The organism is Grimontia sp. AD028 (assembly GCF_000973155.1).
Lineage (GTDB): Bacteria > Pseudomonadota > Gammaproteobacteria > Enterobacterales > Vibrionaceae > Enterovibrio > Enterovibrio indicus.
The window spans coordinates 1-19357 of record NZ_LASY01000029.1 but is presented as its reverse complement, the minus strand read 5'-3'; the positions used below and the strand labels follow the sequence as shown (position 1 = coordinate 19357).

The 19357-nt window shown below is 47.6% G+C and carries 17 protein-coding genes; 10 read left to right on the top strand and 7 right to left on the bottom strand.

Annotated features, from left to right (window positions below; genetic code table 11):
• Nucleotides 1-46: 46 nt before the first annotated feature.
• A complete protein-coding gene (locus RN22_RS07215; RefSeq protein WP_046303717.1) occupies nucleotides 47-2095 on the bottom strand; it encodes a prolyl oligopeptidase family protein in 2049 nt (682 codons plus the stop codon).
• Nucleotides 2096-2389: 294 nt separating this feature from the next.
• Here RN22_RS07215 and RN22_RS07210 point away from each other — a divergent pair, with 294 nt between their 5' ends.
• From RN22_RS07210 to RN22_RS07200, 3 genes are read left to right on the top strand one after another with little or no spacing between them, the layout of a single operon-like run.
• Nucleotides 2390-2806, top strand: coding sequence for a DUF350 domain-containing protein (locus RN22_RS07210; RefSeq protein ID WP_002538230.1), 417 nt, complete (start codon nucleotides 2390-2392; stop codon nucleotides 2804-2806).
• 11 nt (nucleotides 2807-2817) lie between these two features.
• Nucleotides 2818-3387 carry a DUF1190 domain-containing protein gene (locus tag RN22_RS07205; protein WP_046303716.1) on the top strand — a complete coding sequence of 190 codons (570 nt, stop codon included), beginning with the start codon at nucleotides 2818-2820 and terminating at the stop codon, nucleotides 3385-3387.
• A gap of 3 nt (nucleotides 3388-3390) precedes the next feature.
• Nucleotides 3391-4554, top strand: a complete 1164-nt coding sequence (locus RN22_RS07200; RefSeq protein ID WP_046303715.1) for a glutathionylspermidine synthase family protein — start codon at nucleotides 3391-3393, stop codon at nucleotides 4552-4554.
• 76 nt (nucleotides 4555-4630) lie between these two features.
• On the opposite strand, the gene RN22_RS07195 is transcribed toward RN22_RS07200, so the two are convergent.
• Nucleotides 4631-6076, bottom strand: coding sequence for a glyceraldehyde-3-phosphate dehydrogenase (locus tag RN22_RS07195; protein WP_046303714.1), 1446 nt, complete (start codon nucleotides 6074-6076; stop codon nucleotides 4631-4633).
• A 618-nt stretch (nucleotides 6077-6694) separates the two neighbouring features.
• On the opposite strand from RN22_RS07195, the gene ectA reads away from it, so the two are divergent.
• The 5 genes from ectA to RN22_RS07170 all read left to right on the top strand — a co-directional run bounded on the left by ectA (nucleotide 6695) and on the right by RN22_RS07170 (nucleotide 13380).
• Nucleotides 6695-7231: a diaminobutyrate acetyltransferase gene (gene ectA / locus RN22_RS07190; RefSeq protein ID WP_046303713.1), complete on the top strand. Its 537-nt coding sequence runs from the start codon at nucleotides 6695-6697 to the stop codon at nucleotides 7229-7231.
• A gap of 32 nt (nucleotides 7232-7263) precedes the next feature.
• Nucleotides 7264-8529: a diaminobutyrate--2-oxoglutarate transaminase gene (gene ectB, locus RN22_RS07185; RefSeq protein ID WP_046303712.1), complete on the top strand. Its 1266-nt coding sequence runs from the start codon at nucleotides 7264-7266 to the stop codon at nucleotides 8527-8529.
• Between the two features lie 14 nt (nucleotides 8530-8543).
• On the top strand, nucleotides 8544-8930 hold the full coding sequence (locus tag RN22_RS07180; RefSeq protein ID WP_002538224.1) for an ectoine synthase: 387 nt from the start codon (nucleotides 8544-8546) through the stop codon (nucleotides 8928-8930).
• Between the two features lie 68 nt (nucleotides 8931-8998).
• Nucleotides 8999-10417, top strand: a complete 1419-nt coding sequence (locus RN22_RS07175; protein WP_046303711.1) for an aspartate kinase — start codon at nucleotides 8999-9001, stop codon at nucleotides 10415-10417.
• 641 nt (nucleotides 10418-11058) lie between these two features.
• A complete protein-coding gene (locus tag RN22_RS07170) occupies nucleotides 11059-13380 on the top strand; it encodes a PKD domain-containing protein (protein ID WP_046303710.1) in 2322 nt (773 codons plus the stop codon).
• A gap of 65 nt (nucleotides 13381-13445) precedes the next feature.
• Here the strand turns inward: RN22_RS07170 and RN22_RS07165 are convergent, their stop codons facing one another.
• Nucleotides 13446-14312, bottom strand: coding sequence for an NAD(P)-dependent oxidoreductase (locus RN22_RS07165; protein ID WP_046303709.1), 867 nt, complete (start codon nucleotides 14310-14312; stop codon nucleotides 13446-13448).
• A gap of 186 nt (nucleotides 14313-14498) precedes the next feature.
• Between RN22_RS07165 and RN22_RS07160 the strand changes: the two genes are divergently transcribed.
• Both RN22_RS07160 and RN22_RS07155 read left to right on the top strand, forming a co-directional pair.
• Nucleotides 14499-15842, top strand: a complete 1344-nt coding sequence (locus RN22_RS07160) for a PLP-dependent aminotransferase family protein (protein WP_046303708.1) — start codon at nucleotides 14499-14501, stop codon at nucleotides 15840-15842.
• 72 nt (nucleotides 15843-15914) lie between these two features.
• The gene (locus RN22_RS07155; RefSeq protein ID WP_002538220.1) at nucleotides 15915-16268 is read left to right on the top strand and encodes a DUF2750 domain-containing protein; all 354 of its coding nucleotides are present in this window, start codon (nucleotides 15915-15917) and stop codon (nucleotides 16266-16268) included.
• Between the two features lie 49 nt (nucleotides 16269-16317).
• Here RN22_RS07155 and RN22_RS07150 read toward each other — a convergent pair whose 3' ends face one another.
• The 4 genes from RN22_RS07150 to RN22_RS25105 form a co-directional block, all read right to left on the bottom strand.
• Entirely contained in the window at nucleotides 16318-17004 is a 687-nt protein-coding gene (locus RN22_RS07150) for an MOSC domain-containing protein (RefSeq protein WP_046303707.1), read from the bottom strand.
• Between the two features lie 12 nt (nucleotides 17005-17016).
• Nucleotides 17017-18018 (bottom strand): cytochrome-c peroxidase, encoded by a 1002-nt coding sequence (locus RN22_RS07145; protein ID WP_052737505.1) that lies wholly within the window; start codon nucleotides 18016-18018, stop codon nucleotides 17017-17019.
• A gap of 234 nt (nucleotides 18019-18252) precedes the next feature.
• Nucleotides 18253-18924, bottom strand: coding sequence for a glutaredoxin 2 (gene grxB / locus RN22_RS07140; RefSeq protein ID WP_046303706.1), 672 nt, complete (start codon nucleotides 18922-18924; stop codon nucleotides 18253-18255).
• Nucleotides 18925-19101: 177 nt separating this feature from the next.
• Entirely contained in the window at nucleotides 19102-19251 is a 150-nt protein-coding gene (locus RN22_RS25105; protein WP_002538214.1) for a hypothetical protein, read from the bottom strand.
• Between the last annotated feature and the right edge of the window lie 106 nt (nucleotides 19252-19357).

Here is a 19357-nt window from a genome sequence, read left to right as displayed (position 1 = left end):
TAATTCACATGCATTACGCCTTATCTGGCGCGTTTTTCTTATACCTTTAAAGCACGGGCTCTACACCCATCTGGTCAAGACAGAATGCATACACATCAGCGCCCAAATCCAGCACCTTGTGCATTGGCATACCTGCGCCATGTCCCGCATTCACATCAATACGGATCAACACAGGGTTGTCTCCACCATGTTTTGCCTGAAGCTCTGCAATAAACTTGTAGGAATGCGCAGGTACCACGCGATCGTCATGGTCAGCCGTCGTCACTAAAGTCGATGGATATACAACGCCTTCTTTCACATTATGCACGGGTGAATAGCCCAACAGATATTGGAACATCTCTTCACTTTGCGCAGAGGTACCGTAATCGTACTTCCAGCCCTCACCGGATGTAAACGTGTGGTAGCGCAGCATGTCCAACACCCCTACAGCTGGCAACGCAACTCTGAACAAGTCAGGACGCTGCGTCATACATGCGCCCACCAGCAAGCCGCCATTAGATCCCCCGCGAATAGCCAGTTTCTCTGATGACGTGTACTTCTCAGCAATCAAAAATTCAGCTGCCGAAATAAAATCATCAAACACATTTTGTTTCTGAAGCTGAGTGCCAGCCTGATGCCAAGCTTTTCCATACTCACCGCCACCACGCAGGTTGGCAACGGCATAGATGCCGCCCATTTCAATCCATGCTGCAATGCTTGGGTTGAAAGCAGGCTCCAAGCTGATATTGAATCCACCGTACCCATACAGAATAGTGGGATGAGAACCATCGAGCTCGATGCCTTTGCGGTAGCAAATGGTCATCGGTACTTTGGTGCCATCTTTGGAGGTATAAAACACCTGACGGGATTCAAGCTTCTCACTGTCGATGGTGCAGGCGCTTTGACGATAAAGTGCAGTCTCACCGGTAACCGGATCAAAGCGGTAAGTGTCTGCTGCTGTGGTGTAATTGGTGAAGGTGAAATATAGCGTTTTATCTTTTTCGCGACCTGAGAAGCCAGACGCTGTACCTACATCTGGCAGAGCCACATCACGCACCTTCTCGCCACTCAGGCGATACTGCTTAACCTGGGTCTGAACATCGACGAGGTAGCTGGCGAACAGGTAGCCCGAACCCGTTGAGATGCTAAGTTCATGTTCGGTTTCAGCAATCAAATCTTCCCAATTTTCCTGCTGCGGATTTGCAACGTCCACTGCCACAATACGCCCCATCGGTGCGTGCCAATTGGTGTAAATAAGGAGTTTGCCGTCGTGATGATCGATAACATCACTGTCTGCGCTGTCATCGTCGGTCAGGCACACGCGTTCACCACTGCCTTTCAGGTCTTGCACATAAAGCATGTTTCCTGAGGTGGCATTAGCACCAGAGATCACCAAATAGTGATCATCCTCTGTGGTGTAGCCACCAACATAACGGAACTGGGGATCATCATCTCCACCAAACACCAACACATCGTCCGTCTGTGCAGAGCCTAAAGTGTGGAAGTAAAGCTTATGGTGTTCAGTTCTGGCTGAAAGCTCGCTACCTTCTGGCTTGTCATAGGTCGAGTAGTAGAAACCTTCACTACCACGCCATTCGATACCCGAAAACTTCACGTTCTCGATTTTGTCAGCCAGCAACTCGCCGGTTTTTGCATCCAACACATAGATGGTTCGCCAGTCGCTGCCACCTTCAGAGGTCGAATAGGCAATGAATTTGTCGTCGCGGGAAAAGCGCAGTTGGTCAAGTGATGTGGTGCCCTCTTCACTCCAGCTATTTGGGTCAAGAAACACCTCGGCGTCCGCTACCTCTCCGCTGGTACGATACACCACGGACTGGTTCTGCAGGCCGTCGTTGCGATAGAAGTAGGTGTAATCACCGCGATCGAACGGTGCAGATTCTTTCACATAATTGTTGGCCGCTTCGAGTCGATCACGAATGGCATGACGGAAGGGAATATTATGCAAACAACCAAAGGTGACCGCATTCTGAGCTTCTACCCATTGCGCGGTTTCGTCACTTAAATCATCTTCCAGCCAACGGTAAGGGTCGGCCACTTTCTCGGAGAAATATGTATCGACGATCGTATCTTTGCGTGTTTTTGGGTAATCAAACATGACTTCTCCATCCATGGTTCGGGTCTAAATGAGCGAATTATAGAAAGTGGGCTTTAATGAGACCTTGGTCATACAATATTTTTCATAGGTCGCTCGCAAACTCGCTCATAGGAACGTTGTAAACCAATAATTCCAGCAATAACTGAGTGTCTTTAACTTTGAGACGATTTACCTCGCAAAGTCGTGATAGCTTAAGGCCGTTTTTCGCTAACAAACATAAGCTTATACTTATCGACCCCAGCGAGCCTTTAGCTTAGGTGGGGATAATGATTCAAGGACTGACAGGATACCACTATGGATATGCTCGCCGGACTGCTTTCAGGTCTGCCAAACTTCATCATCTATTTTGCTGCTTCGCTGGCATTTGTGCTGATTTTTAAGTTCATCTACATCCGCATTACGCCTTACGACGAGTGGTCACTGATCAAAGATAAGCAAAGCGTAACAGCAGCAGTTGCTCTTGGTGGTGCGTTCTTGGGTTACTGTATTGCCATTGCAGGTGCGGCGCAAAACTCCGTCAACATCGTCGACTTTATGGTGTGGGGCGTGATTGCCATGCTGGCACAATTTATTGCCTTTGCCATCGTTCGTTTTGTCATGCTGAAAGAGTTGACTACTCGCATTGAAAACGACGAATTGCCAGCCGGTATTATTTTGGCAGTCGTCTCTGTTTCCATCGGCGTACTGAACGCTGCGTGTCTGACCTACTAACGGAGGCAGTCATGAAACGGAGTCAAAACGTTATTCGTCCAACTATGGACAAAGCCGCCAAGGTGATCCCCTTTGCGTTTGTAGGAGGCATTTCAGGCTGTTTCTTCGAGCCTGAAACTGAGGGTTTCGTGTTCCAGTCCGCACAGGATTGTGCCCGTTCATTTCCAGACCAGATTGAAGAGTGCCGAATCGCGTATCAGGATGCGCTTGAAGATGCCGCGCAATCTGCCCCACGTTACAACAATGAATACGAGTGCGAAGTCGACTTTTCGGATGGCTGTGATCGTTACAACAACTGGTACATTCCGGCGATGGCAGGCTTTTTCTTCGCCAACATGCTGGATGATGACTACTTCAAGAAAAAGAAGAAACGTTACTATTCAAAGCCGCTGTATGGCTATCGTGGCAAGTATTATTCTGGCGATGGTAATTTCTACAGCTCATCGAGCAAAAAATCGGTGAAGGTCTCCACCAGCTCAATCACCAAACCAAAATCCAGCGGCACGATTGGACAGGTGATGTCCCGTGGCGGTTTTGGTAAATCCGTATCACGCGCGTCTTCTTCGCGCAGTGGCGGTTAAGCAATGTTCAGGCGGGATATCCCAGAGCGCCCTCACTGGCGCGAACTGGCAAAGCAATACGGGTTTGGATTTCATACCATGTATGGCGAACCTTACTGGGATGAAACCGCCTACTATCAATTCAACCTCAAGCAAATTGAAGAAGATCTTGAAAAGCCCACTGAAGAGATCCACCAGATGTGTCTTGATGTGGTGGAGCGCGTCACCCGCAGTGATGAGCTGCTGACCAAATTCGGCATCCCTGAAGCCATGTGGGATTTGGTCGCAAGTTCCTGGCGACGCCGGGATCCGTCGCTGTATGCCCGTCTTGATTTCACCTATGACGGTGTCAATCCAGCCAAGCTTTATGAAAACAATGCAGACACACCAACTTCTCTCTTTGAAACCGGCTTCTGGCAATGGGTATGGCTTGAAGATGTGGTGAACAGTGGACGCATCCACCAAAGTGCTGACCAGTTCAATATTCTTCAGGATTACATCATGGAGCGCTTTGCCGAGCTTGCCAAACGCCAACCGGGCCAAACGCTTCACTTCAGTTGCTGTAAAGACACAGAAGAAGACCGTGCGACGGTTCAGTACCTCGAAGATTGTGCCAAAGAGGCTGGATTACACACGGGCTTTGTCTACGTTGAAGATATTGGCGTGAATGATGCCGGTGAGTTTGTCGACCTGACGGGACGAGTCATTCGCTGGATGTTCAAGCTCTATCCTTGGGAATTCATGTTTGATGAGGAGTATGCCCAATTCTTGGGTAGCGCTACGATTAACTGGCTGGAGCCGATGTGGAAGTCTGTGCTTTCCAACAAAGCACTGCTTCCGATGCTTTGGAAACTCCATCCTAATCATCCTAATCTATTGCCTGCCTACTTCGCGGATGATTCGAAAGCATCTTCCCTTTCTGACTATGTGGTGAAGCCGTTGTTTTCGCGCGAGGGCGCCAACATCGAAATCGTTAGAAATGGCGCGTCGACCTTTAAAACTGATGGGCCTTATGATCTTTCTCAAGCGATCGTTCAACAGTACCAACCACTGCCAAAATTCGGCGACAACTTCACCTTGATTGGCAGTTGGCTGGTCAACGATCGCGCTGCTGGGATTTCGATTCGCGAAGATGCGTCACTGGTAACTCAAGATCTCGCAAGATATCTACCTCATGTCATTCTTTAGGATTTGTTGCTCTTAGAGATAAAAAAAGCGACTCAGATGAGTCGCTTTGGCTTAGGGGGATGTTTTCTTTCAATGATCAGTGCTGATTTACCGCAGGAATCACTGGATATTGGACGCCCGCCATCTGCTCAATGCAGTGGATAACCTGACAGCTGTATCCGAATTCGTTGTCATACCAAATGTAAAGCACACAGCGATTGCCATCGGCGATAGTCGCTTCGCTGTCTACCACACCCGCATAACGAGAACCTACGATGTCCGAGGATACGATTTCTGTCGATTGGGTGTAATCAATCTGGCCCGCCAACGGAGACATGAGTGCAGTCTCACGCAGGTAGGTATTCAGTGAATCGCGATCCACATCTTTGCCCAGGTTCAGGTTGGCAATCGCCATCGAGACGTTGGGGGTTGGAACGCGGATAGCATTGCCCGTCAGCTTTCCTTTTAATTCAGGTAAAGCTTTCGCAACGGCTTTTGCTGCACCTGTAGATGTAAGCACCATGTTCAATGACGCGGCACGTCCACGGCGGTCGCCTTTGTGGAAATTATCTATCAGATTTTGATCGTTGGTGAATGAGTGCACCGTCTCAATGTGACCCGACTCCACGCCATAACGATCGTTCATCGCTTTCAGCACAGGTGTAATTGCGTTAGTAGTACAGCTTGCGGCTGACACTATGGTATCGCTGTCTTTGATGTCTCCGTGGTTAACACCAAATACGATGTTCTTGATGTCCCCCTTACCTGGTGCGGTCAGCAACACTTTACCCGCGCCTTTGGCGGTCAGGTGGTTACTGAGACCATCAACATCGCGCCACATGCCTGTGTTATCAACAACAACGGCATTTTTAATTCCGTGGGCTTCGTAGTCTACTTCTGAAGGGTGGTTCGCGTAGATGATCTGAATGTAGTTACCATTCACGATCAGAGCGTTACGGGCATGGTCCACCAAAATGGAACCGTTAAAAGGCCCGTGAACAGAATCACGACGCAGTAAGCTGGCGCGCTTTTCAAGGTCGCCATCTTTACCGCCACGTACAACAATCGCGCGTAGACGCAGTGGGTAGCCTGGTCCGCTTTTTTCTACCATTAGGCGCGTTACCAGACGCCCAATTCGGCCAAAGCCATACAACACGATATCTCTGGGCTCCTTAAGACTCGTGGACGGCGGCAGGTCTGCGATTGCTGTTTTGAGGAAATCATCTAGTTGGGCTAAATCTTCATGGTCACGCCAGTAAACGTTGGCAAGACGACCAATGTCGATTCGGCAAGGAGAAAGTGGCATTTGTGCCAATGTTTCCAGAATAGGGAGTGTGTGTGCGGTAGTGACTTCCTGTCCTGTGTACCAGCGCGCTACACGGTGTGACTTCAGCAGATCAATCGTACTGGCGTTAATCACAGCACGACCATAAATTTGAATTTCGACGCCCTTCTCACGGTACAGCTTGCTAATGAGAGGTGACATGGTTTCTGCGTCGGCCTGACTTTGTTGCCATTGGGTAAGATGTTGTTCTGGACTCATCGTGACTTTCTTTGCCTTTTTGGGATTTAGGGTATAAAAGTGTAATCAGTAACTGTTTTTATTATTTTGGCGACGAGTCTAACGGCCTGATCATTATTAACCTAGCAAAAATAAGTCAGTGTTTATATCATTATAATTCAGCCAGTTACTCCTCTTTCTGTTAAAATATTACAAGTGTAAAACGCTTTCATTTTCTTTCTTTCAAAATCTGACTGAAAGTTTACTACGTAAAACTTTCAGTTCTTTCCTCCAAATCAACTTAATATGCCTCACTAAAAAACGACACTACCTAAGCGGCTGTTGACCTTTGGGGATGGTTTCTGCAAGGGTTCTGCCCCTAGGTGCTATCGACCTTTGATCAGCGAAACAACAACAGTTAACACGGGATCTGTCGCTGTATTCGGTTTTCATCTCTTATCGATACAGAATGATTCACTTAAAGCACATTAATTACACATCTAAATGTTTCAGTTTTGCGTCATTTTTATTGAACACATATAAAACAGCAAGTTATAGACATAAATATGCTTATTTGTGACTCAGACTTGATAAAAATTCCATCAGATGTATCATTTAAAGGGCTTAAATGCTTAGACCTCTAAAGGATTAATTGAAACAATGAGTACCGAGACGATACACCAGAGCGCGACATTGACGCGTTTGAGGACGGAAAACGACGCCTGGGTATTTCGCACTCCGCGAATCGAAGATGGCATCAGGATCCACGAGCTTATCGCCAGTTGTCCCCCACTCGATGAAAACTCCTCGTACTGCAACTTTCTCCAATCTTCCCACTTTAATAAGACCTGCATCCTCGCAGAGCACAAGGGTTCCGTAGCCGGATTCATTTCTGGATACCTAAAGCCAGAAGCCCCTAATGAGCTGTTTGTCTGGCAAGTCGCAGTTTCTCCAGAAGCACGCGGCAAAGGTCTCGCTTTTCAAATGCTGCAAGAGCTTTTGATGCGCGATCACCTCTCAGACGTCAATGTTGTAGAAACCACTATCACTGGATCCAATAAAGGCTCCTGGAGCTTATTCCGCAAGCTCGACGCCGCACATGGTGAAAATGGTGAAGTCACAGTGTTTCTCGACGAAAAACAGCATTTCAAAGGAAAACACGACACGGAGTTTTTGTTCCGCATTCCTTTGAAATAAAACCATTCTTAAAAATATAAAATGGATTCCAAATGGAAATTTTTAACAAGCAAGAGTCAAACGTTAAGTCATATTGCAATAGCTTCCCTGTTGTCTTTACCTCGGCAAAAGGGTGCTGGCTGACCACGGACTCAGGAGCACGCTACATTGATTTTCTGGCCGGCGCAGGTTCGCTGAACTACGGCCATAACAACCCAATTCTGAAAGAAGCCTTGGTCGAATACATTTCCAACGACGGCATTACCCATGGCCTGGATATGTTTACCGAAGCCAAAGCTGCTTTCCTAACCGCACTCCGTAATCACATCTTCGCGCCACGAAATCTTGATTACAAAGTGCAGTTCACCGGCCCAACCGGTACGAATGCAGTAGAAGCAGCGATGAAGTTGGCTCGCAAAGTGACGGGCCGAACCAACATCGTGACTTTCACCAACGGTTTCCATGGGTGCACCATGGGCGCACTGACAGCTACCGGCAACCAACATCACCGTGGTGGTGCCGGCACTCCGTTGTTTGGCACGTCCCGAATTCCTTATGAAGACTACGCTGGCATTGACGGCCTTGCGCTGTTCGAAGCCATGTTGAACGACAACTCAAGTGGTCTCGATAAGCCTGCTGCTGTGTTGCTGGAAACCCTACAAGGTGAAGGTGGTCTGAATGTCGCTTCAAACGAGTGGCTACAGAAGCTGAGCAAAATCTGTAAAGCCCACGGCATTCTATTAATCGTTGATGATATTCAGGCTGGTTGTGGCCGTACTGGCACCTTCTTCAGCTTCGAACCTTCTGGTATCAATCCAGACATTGTGACCCTGTCTAAGTCTATCGGCGGATACGGTCTGCCAGTGGCGCTGGTGCTGCTGAAACCTGAGTTGGACAAATGGCTTCCAGGTGAACATAACGGTACTTTCCGTGGTAACAACCACGCCTTCGTTACGGCAACAAAAGCGATTGAGCATTACTGGCAGAATGATGATTTTGAAAGCCATATTGCCGAGCGCAGCCAACAAGTGTCCAAGACTATCGACCGTTCGCTGAAGCAACTTTCTTCGCTGTTCGTTCGCGCAAAAGGCCGCGGCATGATGCAAGGTATTGAGTGTAAAAGCGGTGACATCGCCAGCGCGATTTCGCGTCGTTGCTTTGAGAAAGGCATGATCATTGAAACCGCAGGTCCTGACGATGAAGTCGTGAAGTTCTTCTGTCCGCTTACAATCAGTGAGTCAGAGCTTGAGCAAGGCCTGCACATCTTTGAAAAAGCAGCTCAGGAAGTTGCTAATGAACTTACCCGCAAAGCGTCTTAAGGGAAATAAGAAACATGATCGTAAGAACTCTGGAAGAGTGTAGAAACAGCGAGCGCCGCGTAGCATCCGAAACCTGGGAAAGTGTTCGTATGTTACTGAAAGATGACCAGATGGGGTTTTCATTCCACATCACGACCATCTTTAAAGGCACTGAAACCCACATTCACTACAAAAACCACTTGGAGTCTGTTTACTGCATGTCTGGTGAAGGTGAAATTGAAGTGGTAGGTGGCGAAACTTACCCAATCAAACCGGGCACACTTTACATTCTGGACAAACACGATGAACACTTCCTTCGCGCTTACGAAGGTGCGGACATGGTAATGGCATGTGTATTTAACCCACCAATTACCGGACAAGAAGTTCACGATGAAAACGGCGTTTATCCGCTGGTAGATTAATAAAAATTAGCGTCTTTTGGGGGCCATTTGCCCCCTTTTTCTATTTACGACAGACAAGGATTGCAATTATGACTTACACCGTTGAGAAAATCGGCGGCACGTCTATGTCGGCATTTGATGCCGTATTGGACAACATTTTCCTTCGCCCCAAGAATCCGTATAACCGTGTATTTGTGGTTTCAGCCTATAGTGGTATTACCGACGCGCTTCTTGAGAGCAAGCGTTCTGGCGAGCCAGGCATCTACCAACTGGTTGCCAAGCGTGATGAACAATGGGCCGATGCCATCGATGCGCTCGAAGTGCGTTTGAAAATGATCAATGAAAACCTGTTTGCAGATCCGCTTAACCGAACCCGTGCAGACAACTTCATTGCTGAGCGTCTGAAAGATGCCAAAGACTGTATTTCAAATATTCTGGCGACCTGCAGCTATGGTCAGTTCACGCTGCGCCAATACTTGCCACAGATCCGAGAGTTTTTATCTTCAATCGGCGAAGCCCACAGCGCTTACAACACTGCTCTGAAGCTAAGAACTCTTGGTGTAAATGCCAAGTTTGTGGATCTCTCAGGATGGGACAACAAGCTTTCCGGCACGCTGGATGAAGTGATTGTTGAAGCGTTTAAAGAGATTGATGTCACTACCGAGCTGCCAATTGTGACTGGCTACGCCTACTGTGACGAAGGCCTGATGAAGACCTACGATCGCGGTTACAGCGAAATGACCTTCAGCCGCATTGCCTGCCAAACCTCTGCGGATCTGGCGATTATCCATAAGGAATATCACCTCAGCAGCGCAGATCCTCGCATTGCGGGCCCAGAAAACGTATTGCCCATCGGCCAAAGTAATTTTGATGTCGCAGACCAGCTAGCCAACCTCGGCATGGAAGCCATCCACCCGAACGCAGCTTCCGGTCTTCGTAAAAAAGAAATTCCGCTACAGATCAAAAATACCTTTGAGCCAGAGCACAAAGGCACGTTGATCTCTCAGGCTTACCAGCCAGATTCCGAAAAGATCGAAATCATTGCGGGTCGCGACAAGGTTTTCGCCCTGCACATTTTTGATCAGGCGATGGTGGGTAACGTCGATAACGTCGGTTATGAACTGATGGAGATGATCGCTGACGAAAGCGTAAATCTGGTCGGTAAAGAGATGAGTGCCAACTCCCTCACTTACTACCTGAGCGGCGTCGCCAAGAACCTTAACAAGCTACTCTACCGCGCTGAAAAACGCTTCCCTGACTCGACAATCACGAGCCACATGGTTGCTCTGATTTCCGCGATTGGTTCGCAGATCAATACCAACACTACCTTGAGCAAAGGTGTGCTGGCACTGATGAACAGCGATATTTCACCGATTGCTGTCCACTCTTCAATGCGCAACGTCAACGTGCAGTTTGTGGTAAAAGACGAGATGTATGAAGGTGCTATTCGCGCACTACACGACGAGTTTTTCGTGCAAAAAGATAACAAAGATAAACAAGTCGCTTAGATTACCGCCTTCATCTTTGTATTAACGTCTAAGCCGGAGTTATCTCCGGCTTTTTATATTTGAATATTGGCAACGAATTTGTTGCCGCCACTTATACCAAATAACTTAAAGGCACTTTGATATAGGCATAACATCTTGAAAACTGCAAATATCAGCCGTTTTTTTAACGCTAAAATTCTTATACATGAACTATTGAAAATGTAAGATATTCTTTCCTACCGTCTCGTTAGGCGAATATTCATTGAACAAACAAAGTAATAATTTTTACCCTATGTTTTTCAATATATTAAGACATCACACAAGCCAAACAGTCGCCGCCATACCACTCCACAAAAGAATACGCGCAACAATTTCGTTACACAACAGATGAAAAGAGAACCAGCCACCTACCAAACCCACTATTTTTACGAGTCATGTCATATTAATTGTGCAACAAGACAACGAGAAAGCATTTAAATATAAACTTATTCATCATTTCACCTTCACTATTAAATTTAAATAGAAAATCGCCAGCCTAATAGTTGCCAAATCTCCTCTAGACACTCATTGATAAAAGTCAGCCTTTTTTGACGTAGCTGAAAACACGTAGGTATTTATCGCTGTTGCCTCTAACCCATAAATACACATTGGTGAACAAATAAATGAAACCGAAATTTCATATGCTATCTCTTGGTGTCGCGATCGCAGTAACTTCGCTACCCTCTTTTGCTGCACAACGGATTAACCTTGAACTTACAAGCTTTGCTAAAGCGGACAATCAAGTTGAAGCATTGTTGGAAGGTCAGTCCTACATAGAGGGCTTTTCAGGAAGAGACCTTAGCGGTAACGAGGTGGTAAGAATCAGTCAAACCTATCAAGGCCTTCCCATTTATGGAGAGAGCTTTGTAGCAAACAAAGGTCAGCTAGGACGCTTCAGCGGCTTTGTTGGGAGCGCTATCACTGGTATCGAACAAGACCTCCCGACAACAACACCCTTAATTAGCGATGATGAAGCTCTGTCAACCTTACTAGCACTAAAAGGACACGAGCTATACCAAATCCAACATCCCGAAAAGCAGCTCATGGTTTGGTTGGACGAAAATGATACCGCCCACCTAGCATGGAAGGTCTCCTATGTTGTTTACAGCGATAAGCCAACGCGCCCTATTAGCTTTATTGACGCGCTATCCGGTAAAGTGCTGGACAGCTGGGAAGGCCTAAATCATGCGCAAAGCACAGGACCGGGAGGAAATCCAAAAACCGGTCGCTACCATTTTGGTGCTGACTATCCTGCATTTGACGTTACGCAGTCTGGGAGCACATGTTATTTAGACAGCGAAAACGTCGAAACTCTAGATATGAGGCATCAAAAAAGTGGAGGCACTGTCCATAGTTTTAACTGCTTCGAAAACAGTGAACGAGAAGTCAACGGCGCATACTCCCCGCTAAATGACGCTCATGCCTTCGGACAAATTGTTTTTAAAATGTATAAGGAGTGGTACGGCATCGCTCCTATACGCCAGAAACTTCGTATGCGCGTTCACTACGACCGTAATTACGAAAATGCTTTTTGGGACGGCCAACAAATGACATTCGGAGACGGTCAATCCTACTTTTATCCTCTTGTTTCTCTTGATGTTGTTTCTCATGAAGTCAGCCATGGTGTCACTCAGCAAAACTCCGATCTGGAGTACAAAAATCAGTCGGGAGGCATTAACGAAGCGTTTTCTGATATTGCAGGCGCAGCGGCAATTTACTATCTGGAAGGAAGCTACAACTGGAAAATTGGCGATAGGATCAAGAAAGGCAGTGGTGCCATGCGCCATATGGATAATCCTCCACTGGACGGAAAATCCATTGGCCATGCTAAAGACTACTATTCAGGGATAGATGTACACCACAGCTCTGGAGTATTTAACAAAGCCTTCTATCTATTGGCCACAAAGCCGGGTTGGGATATACGCAAAGGGTTTGATATTTTCCTTCGCGCAAACCAGCTTTACTGGCAAGCGAGATCAACGTTTGACCATGCTGCGTCAGGCGTTTTCAATGCTGCCAGTGACTTGGGATACTGTGTTGATGACGTTATCGATGCATTCCAACAAGTGGGCGTTACAGCAGGCGGTAAAACTGGTGAGCACTGCGAAGACGTTTATCCTGTTGTTGATGCTTCTTTCTCACATGAAACCAAAGCACTAACCGCAGTATTCAGCAACCTGTCGACAGGCCCGATTGCTTCATATCAATGGGATTTCGGTGATGGCCGCTCTTCTTCTCAGCAGAGTCCATCACACACTTATGCGACAAGTGGGACTTATTCCGTCTCGTTGACAGTCGCTGATAGCAAGGGGAACAGTGACGTTGCGGTTAATACCGTAACAGTGTCTGATTCAGACAGTTCATGTTCAGTTGCTGCTTGGGATCCCAACAAGAGCTATGCTTCCGGTGATATTGTGAGTTTTCAAGGTAAAACATATAAAGCGACTTGGTGGTCTACTGGCGCACAACCAGATCTCTACCCCCAAGTCTGGTCTGTAAACGGAGACTGCCAAACATTACCGGGAGATAACCTCCCTCCTGTTGCGGATTTCAACTTCTTCGCTTCAGGGCTCACCATTAGCTTCCAGAGCACATCGACCGATGATACAGGCATTGTCAGCCACACATGGCAGTTTGGGGACGGCACTGAGTCATCAGAAAAAAGTCCGACGCATACTTACCAGCAGCAAGGTAGCTATGAAGTAAAGCTTATTGTGACTGATACCAAGGGATTGACCGACGAGAAAGTCATCACGATTGTGGTTTCCAACGATAATCCGACAACAGAGTGCTATCCCGTTTGGCAGTCAGGTACGGTTTACAGCAGTGGAGAGCGCGTTTCCCATAAAGGCAGTGCGTTTGAAGCAAAATGGTGGACGCAAAATGAAGAGCCGGGTACAACGGGCGAGTGGGGAGTTTGGGAGAACTTGGGGCCTTGTTCTTAACTCTGTAAATTAAAAAAGAGCAGCTTGGCTGCTCTTTTTTACTGGCTGTTCAAGGGCTTAATATATCACTGAGCCTTAATAAGAACGGAAGTATCCATTCGACCAAAACCTTGAACTTGGAGGCGGGCGTATTTTTCGTCTACCTCTTTGGTCAATGGCAGTTCAAGACCTTTGTCTGCCGCTTCATCCAAACAAATTCCCAAGTCTTTGCGCATCCAGTCGATAGCAAATCCAAAATCGAATTTGTCCTGCGCCATGGTGACAGCACGGTTTTCCATCTGCCATGAACCCGCTGCACCGTGCTTGAGTACACTCACCATTTGTTCAATATCCAGACCTGAGGCCTGCGCCAATATTAACGCTTCACTTAAGCCTTGCAAGATACCCGTGATGCATATTTGATTGGCCATTTTACAGCGCTGACCCTGTCCATTTTTGCCCATCAAAACGGCTTGCTTGGCGTAAGCATCAATCACAGGCTTTACCGCATCAAAGACTGTCTGGTCGCCGCCACACATCACGGTTAACACGCCGTTTTCTGCGCCTGCCTGACCACCTGAGACTGGCGCATCAATAAAGTGAACACTTTTCTCCTTGCATGCTTCGGCGAGCTCTTCGGCCAACGTTGCAGATGTAGTGGTGTGATCCACCAGCACACTCCCTGCTTTCATACTGGTCAGTACACCATCATCGCCATAAATCACGCTGCGGACATCATCATCATTACCAACACACACAAATACCACATCACAGTCTTCTGCCGCCTCACGTGGCGTAACGGCAAAGTCACCTTTGTATTCATCTGCCCAGGCTTGAGCTTTTGCAGTGGTACGGTTGTAAACGGTGGTATTGAATCCAGCGTTTTTGAGGTGGCCAGCCATCGGATAGCCCATAACGCCGAGACCGATAAATGCGACTTTTTCCTGAGCCATGATGACTTCTCCTTTTGGTATTCGTTGATGTCCGTAATGGAGGTTGTTTAACTATTTCTTGAGCGACTATAATTGCATCAATTGACATATGTCAATTTTAAATAATGACATAATTAAGTTATTTCAATTATTCGTACCTTTGGTCATAATTTAGTCCATGCCGCGAGCAGACACAGGAAGACCTTTTTGAGTGAAACCAAATTCAAAGACATTGCCAATCAGATAACCTCTCGAATCGAGCAAGGTATTTACGCTGCTGGGGCCAAACTGCCTCCTCACAGGGAATTGGCCAATGAACTTGGCACTACGCCAGCCACCGTCTCAAAAGCCTATAAGCTACTGGCGGAGTTAGGACGCGTTGAATCATTTGTTGGGCGTGGCACCTTCGTTCGGGACAAGTCTGCTCTTAGTCAGGTTATCCAACCTCAACATCAGGAATTAGATTTTAACTTTTCTATTCTCCAGCCCTGTTTGGGTTTGAACCTCAATGCACTTACTCAGGCATATTCTCAGGCAGCTGAAACCCTTTCACCGGCGTTACTCGCGTACGCTGATGACTCAGGCCATTCAGCCCACCGGGCGGCTGGAGCAATCTGGTTACAGAAATATGGCCTTCAATCTGCAAGCTCCCAGAATGTACTGCTAACAAACGGTGCGCAGCACGCATTGTCGCTCTTAGTTGAAACCCTGACAGAGCCTGGGGATACCATCGCGGTCGAAGCACTTACTTATCCCGGTATTCTGGCGATTGCCAATCTCGCTGGCCGCGAGGTTGTCGGCGTTAACCTTGATGATGATGGCCTCTGTCACAAACATTTAAGGAAGGTGATCAAGCAGCACTCGCCGAAGCTGGTTATCTGTATTCCTTCACACCAAAACCCGACTGGCATCACCATGTCTGTTTCAAGACGTCAGGCAATCGCCGACGTCATCAAAGCCTCTTCTGCCTATCTGGTCGAAGATGACATCTATGCCTTCTTGAACAATGCCCCTATCCCAGCTATTTCTGACCTGCTGCCACAGCAAAGTATCTATATCACCAGTTTGTCGAAAGCTGTCAGTCCGGCGATGCGCTGCGGTTATATCAAAGCACCGGATGCCTTACTGCCTGTTCTGGCAGCTCATATCCGCGCGAACATCTGGCTGGCTTCTCCCATTAATTTCGCGGCTGCGACAGACCTAATTGAACAAGGCACCGCCTTTGAACTGGCACGAGCACAACTTCGCGAGGCAGAGTATCGACAAACCGTGGCAGCAAATATCCTCAAAGACTTCTACGAAACAGCGTCGGGTTTTCATATCTGGTTGAAGTTGCCTGAACACTGGCGAGTAGACAGATTGGTAGAAGAAGCGAAAAAGCGCGCGATTCTTGTTAGTCACGGCGGGTATTTTTCAGTCGGTGACACACCAAATTGTATCCGACTGTCGCTGATGTCTATCAGCTCAAGAGATCAGTTTGAAGAAGGGCTGGGTCAATTCGCAGAATTATTGGCCAGTAAGCCTATGCCATTCAGTGATTTCCTGAATTAACGACACAGGAATAAAGCACCTTTGGAATGAAAGTGTTACTCTAACGGCGAAATTTCCCATGAGAATTGAAAAATGAGCAAACTAACTGCAGACGTTCAGGCAAATCTGATGTTGTTCGTTGAAGAAACCAAGCGTACTAACGTGGTTTGGGGTCTGAAAAACGAAGAGGAAGGCTGGCTGGCTTGCGACTCGAGCGAGTTCGAAGAAAGCGAAGTGATGCCATTCTGGTCTTCAAAAGAAGACGCTGCGCAACACAACGTCGATGAGTGGGCTGATTTCGAAATCACTGAAATCCCACTGGATGTGTTCGTTGAAGACTGGCTTATCACGCTGGATGAAGACGGCGTGCTGGTTGGTACCAACTGGAATGCAGAGTTGGAAGGCAAAGAAGTTGAGCCTTCTGAGCTGGCGAAGATGTACCTGTAAAGGTCATTACTTCCAAAAAAAGCCGCGACCATGTTCGCGGCTTTTTTGTTTAGGCGAAAATGCCTTTCAGCCTTGGCGTCCAGTCTTCTATTTGCTGCGTTTCCATGCGTTTGTGGACGGTACGCGTCCAGCTAGCGGACAACCCTTCCTGTGCGGCAATTAATCTCAAGCCTTCCAGGTTTAGTGGATCACCAAAGTAGTAATCGCAGGTTTGTTTGATGGTCAAGGCGTTTTCGGCGCGCTCAATCAAAATCAGTGGCTCCGCAGCACTGACAAACCCCGGCGTGATCACACGGTACAACCAGCCGCATTTGGCCGTTTCTTGCATCACCTCAGAAAACGTCTCTACATCCCAACGCTTGTTGAGCTTGTAGCAAGGCGAGCGGGGCTGACTCACCTGAATCACGGCTTTTCCCCACTGATATTTATCACCAATGCAGACATCGTCTTCTGTCATGCCTTCAGTGCTGATATTTTCACCCATCCCTGCGGGCCGCCAGTCGGCCTTGTCGCCAAACTTCGTGCGCCAAAAGTCATAATGCTCAGATGGATATTGATGCAATGCCCTTTCAACACCACCATGGTGTTTATCCGACGCACACTCATCTCCTTGAAGCCCCAGCGCGGATAGGAATATTTCCCCTTCGATCGGCTGCTTTCCCATGGCGGTCATCATGCCAAACTGACTTTTCACTTTTCCGGTAAAGACCTTCTTGATGGGATACATTTTTTGCATCATCGTTCCCTGTTATTCGTGGTTCGAGAATTCGATTTTCTTTTTATTGTCGAGTGATCGTAGAAATGCCGTCATGTCGTCAACATCCTGCTCATTGAGTTTGACACCCAGTTGGTGCCACGCCGTATCTCGCACGGCCTGTTCCAGCGAAAATACTGCGCCATCGTGGAAGTAAGGTGAAGTCTGGCCGACATTTCGCATCGTGGGAACTTTGAAGATGAAATTATCTGCGCTGTTTCCAGTCACTAACGCCCTTCCCTTGTCGATTTCATTGGGGTATGGATTCACCAACCCCATTTTCATAAAGAGTTGCCCTCCCATCAAAGGGCCGTTGTGGCATGCATGACACCCCACCGTAATAAACCGCTTCATTCCGCGCTTTTCCTGCGCTGAGAGTGCGGTGTCGTCACCCATCAGCCATTCATCAAATCTGTCTTGCGTCACCAATGTACGTTGGAACGCCGCTAAAGCTTGCGTGATGTTGTTAAACACCAGTGGGTTTTCATCCTGAGGAAAAACCAGGTCGAACTTAGGCTGGTAGCCTTTCTCTTTCAGTCTTCGCACTGCTTCTTCCTCGGAAGACAGCGCCATTTCAATCGGGTTCAGAATTGGGCTTCTTGCCTGTTCATGCAACGTTTTCGCTCTGCCGTCCCAAAACTGTACGAATTGGAAGCCCGCATTCCAGGTAGTGAGGCTATTACGGCTACCCTGCTTCCCCATTGCCCCCATAGACACCGATAACGGCTCAGTACCCGAGCCGGATTTATCCAGGTCATGGCAGCTATTGCACGACTGACTGCCATTGCCAGATAGTGCGGTTTCAAAGTAAAGGGCCTTTCCCAGAGCAACTTGTTCTGGCGTGTCTTTCTCACTGCCGGGCATAGAATGCGGCATTGCACCGAATACACTTAAGCCCAATTGCCGCAGATCTTCTGATGCCATGACATCCAACGAAAACAACCACCCAACTGCCAAAGCAGCTTTGCTTAACCTTGCCAAACTGTTTCTTTGCATGTGCTTTTTCCTTTCGCTGAGGATAGAAAACACTTAACACATAGTTTCGAGTCAATACAATTAATTTATCCGATAGCCATCCCCGGAATTATCAATGATGATGAACTTCATTAAATTTGGACTGACCTAGTTCTTTGATAAGCGAGGAAGTATCGACGGAAAGTGCAGATTAGGCGGAAGATAGGCCAAAAAAGAAGGGGCGCTATTTCGCCCCTTCTTTCTCAATTTTGCTAGTTAGGCTGTCGCGATTGGTGCCCCAACTGCCACACTATCGAACAGTGCAACACCCGTCAGTTTGGACACTTCATCCAAGTACTGACGAACATTGCCTGGATAGCGCAAACCTTTCGTCACTGTGTAGTTTCGAAGGAATGGGAATATATTGATGTCGTCATAGGTCAGCACGTTGTTGCGCTGTGAAGGTGGGACCAACCAATCAAGTTTCAGCAGTTCAACATTCAGCTTAGCAATGTACTCTTCGCTGTTAGCAAACGCCTCATCGAAAGACATTTTGATCATGGCTGATTTGTTTTTAGTAAACCAGGCTTTCGCTTCTTCACTCTGGAATTCCGGCAACTCAATCATCGTCCAACGTGGATAAATCAGGCGTGAGCCGAACTGGCCAGCAATGTTCATCCAAGCTGAAATACGCTCACCCATTGTGCCCTCAGCAATCGCTGGATTACCGTCGAGATTGTCGAGGTATGAGGCGATATCCAGACTCTCTGCCATGTAGCTACCGTCTTCTTTTTGAAGGATCGGAACCATGTTGGCGCCGACTTTTTCGATACGGGCGTCGACGTCGTGGTTTTGAAGATAAACCATTTCCAAGTCTATCTTCTTCAAGCCTGCAACCATCATCGCTTTCACGCAGAACGGGCAGTGGTCAAACACAAACAGTTTCATGAGACATCCTTTTTGAAACAGGTGCGCCTACACTCTTGTGGCACAAATATGACGCGCAGATTGTAGAGCGTTTTCTCTCAAAGGAAAATGATGATGTTTCAAGCAGGATCACACCGCGATTAATTCGCGAACAAAATCTCATCGCCACAAAAAAGCCCCTTGTCGGGGCTTTTCAGGTTATTCGAGTGGCTCTGTGGGAATCCAGCAGTTTTCAGCGTCATCGTTGGCATCTGACAACACCACCAGAAGCCCCATATCAACCATTTCTTTAAGCGTTAGGTCGTCGGCAAGATGCATGGTTTCTCCACGCTCGTTTTCCAGTTCCATATCATTCACTCCTTTATACCCAAACAACCTGAAGATGCAGGATTCAGCGAGATTGACTGGCGTTGTGATCGCGGCGTTCCTTTGCCGGTGTAGTCACCTCCATCAA

Excerpts from the sequence above, each read along its gene's own strand:
- RN22_RS07210 (WP_002538230.1), top strand. The coding sequence starts at position 2,390 with ATGGATATGCTCGCCGGACTGCTTTCAGGTCTGCCAAACTTCATCATC.
- ectA (WP_046303713.1), top strand. The coding sequence starts at position 6,695 with ATGAGTACCGAGACGATACACCAGAGCGCGACATTGACGCGTTTGAGG.
- RN22_RS07180 (WP_002538224.1), top strand. The coding sequence starts at position 8,544 with ATGATCGTAAGAACTCTGGAAGAGTGTAGAAACAGCGAGCGCCGCGTA.
- RN22_RS07170 (WP_046303710.1), top strand. The coding sequence starts at position 11,059 with ATGAAACCGAAATTTCATATGCTATCTCTTGGTGTCGCGATCGCAGTA.
- RN22_RS07215 (WP_046303717.1), bottom strand. The coding sequence starts at position 2,095 with ATGTTTGATTACCCAAAAACACGCAAAGATACGATCGTCGATACATAT.
- RN22_RS07150 (WP_046303707.1), bottom strand. The coding sequence starts at position 17,004 with ATGCAAAAAATGTATCCCATCAAGAAGGTCTTTACCGGAAAAGTGAAA.
- RN22_RS07200 (WP_046303715.1), top strand. The coding sequence starts at position 3,391 with ATGTTCAGGCGGGATATCCCAGAGCGCCCTCACTGGCGCGAACTGGCA.
- ectB (WP_046303712.1), top strand. The coding sequence starts at position 7,264 with ATGGAAATTTTTAACAAGCAAGAGTCAAACGTTAAGTCATATTGCAAT.
- RN22_RS07205 (WP_046303716.1), top strand. The coding sequence starts at position 2,818 with ATGAAACGGAGTCAAAACGTTATTCGTCCAACTATGGACAAAGCCGCC.
- RN22_RS07165 (WP_046303709.1), bottom strand. The coding sequence starts at position 14,312 with ATGGCTCAGGAAAAAGTCGCATTTATCGGTCTCGGCGTTATGGGCTAT.
- RN22_RS07145 (WP_052737505.1), bottom strand. The coding sequence starts at position 18,018 with ATGCAAAGAAACAGTTTGGCAAGGTTAAGCAAAGCTGCTTTGGCAGTT.
- RN22_RS07195 (WP_046303714.1), bottom strand. The coding sequence starts at position 6,076 with ATGAGTCCAGAACAACATCTTACCCAATGGCAACAAAGTCAGGCCGAC.
- RN22_RS25105 (WP_002538214.1), bottom strand. The coding sequence starts at position 19,251 with ATGGAACTGGAAAACGAGCGTGGAGAAACCATGCATCTTGCCGACGAC.
- RN22_RS07175 (WP_046303711.1), top strand. The coding sequence starts at position 8,999 with ATGACTTACACCGTTGAGAAAATCGGCGGCACGTCTATGTCGGCATTT.
- RN22_RS07155 (WP_002538220.1), top strand. The coding sequence starts at position 15,915 with ATGAGCAAACTAACTGCAGACGTTCAGGCAAATCTGATGTTGTTCGTT.
- grxB (WP_046303706.1), bottom strand. The coding sequence starts at position 18,924 with ATGAAACTGTTTGTGTTTGACCACTGCCCGTTCTGCGTGAAAGCGATG.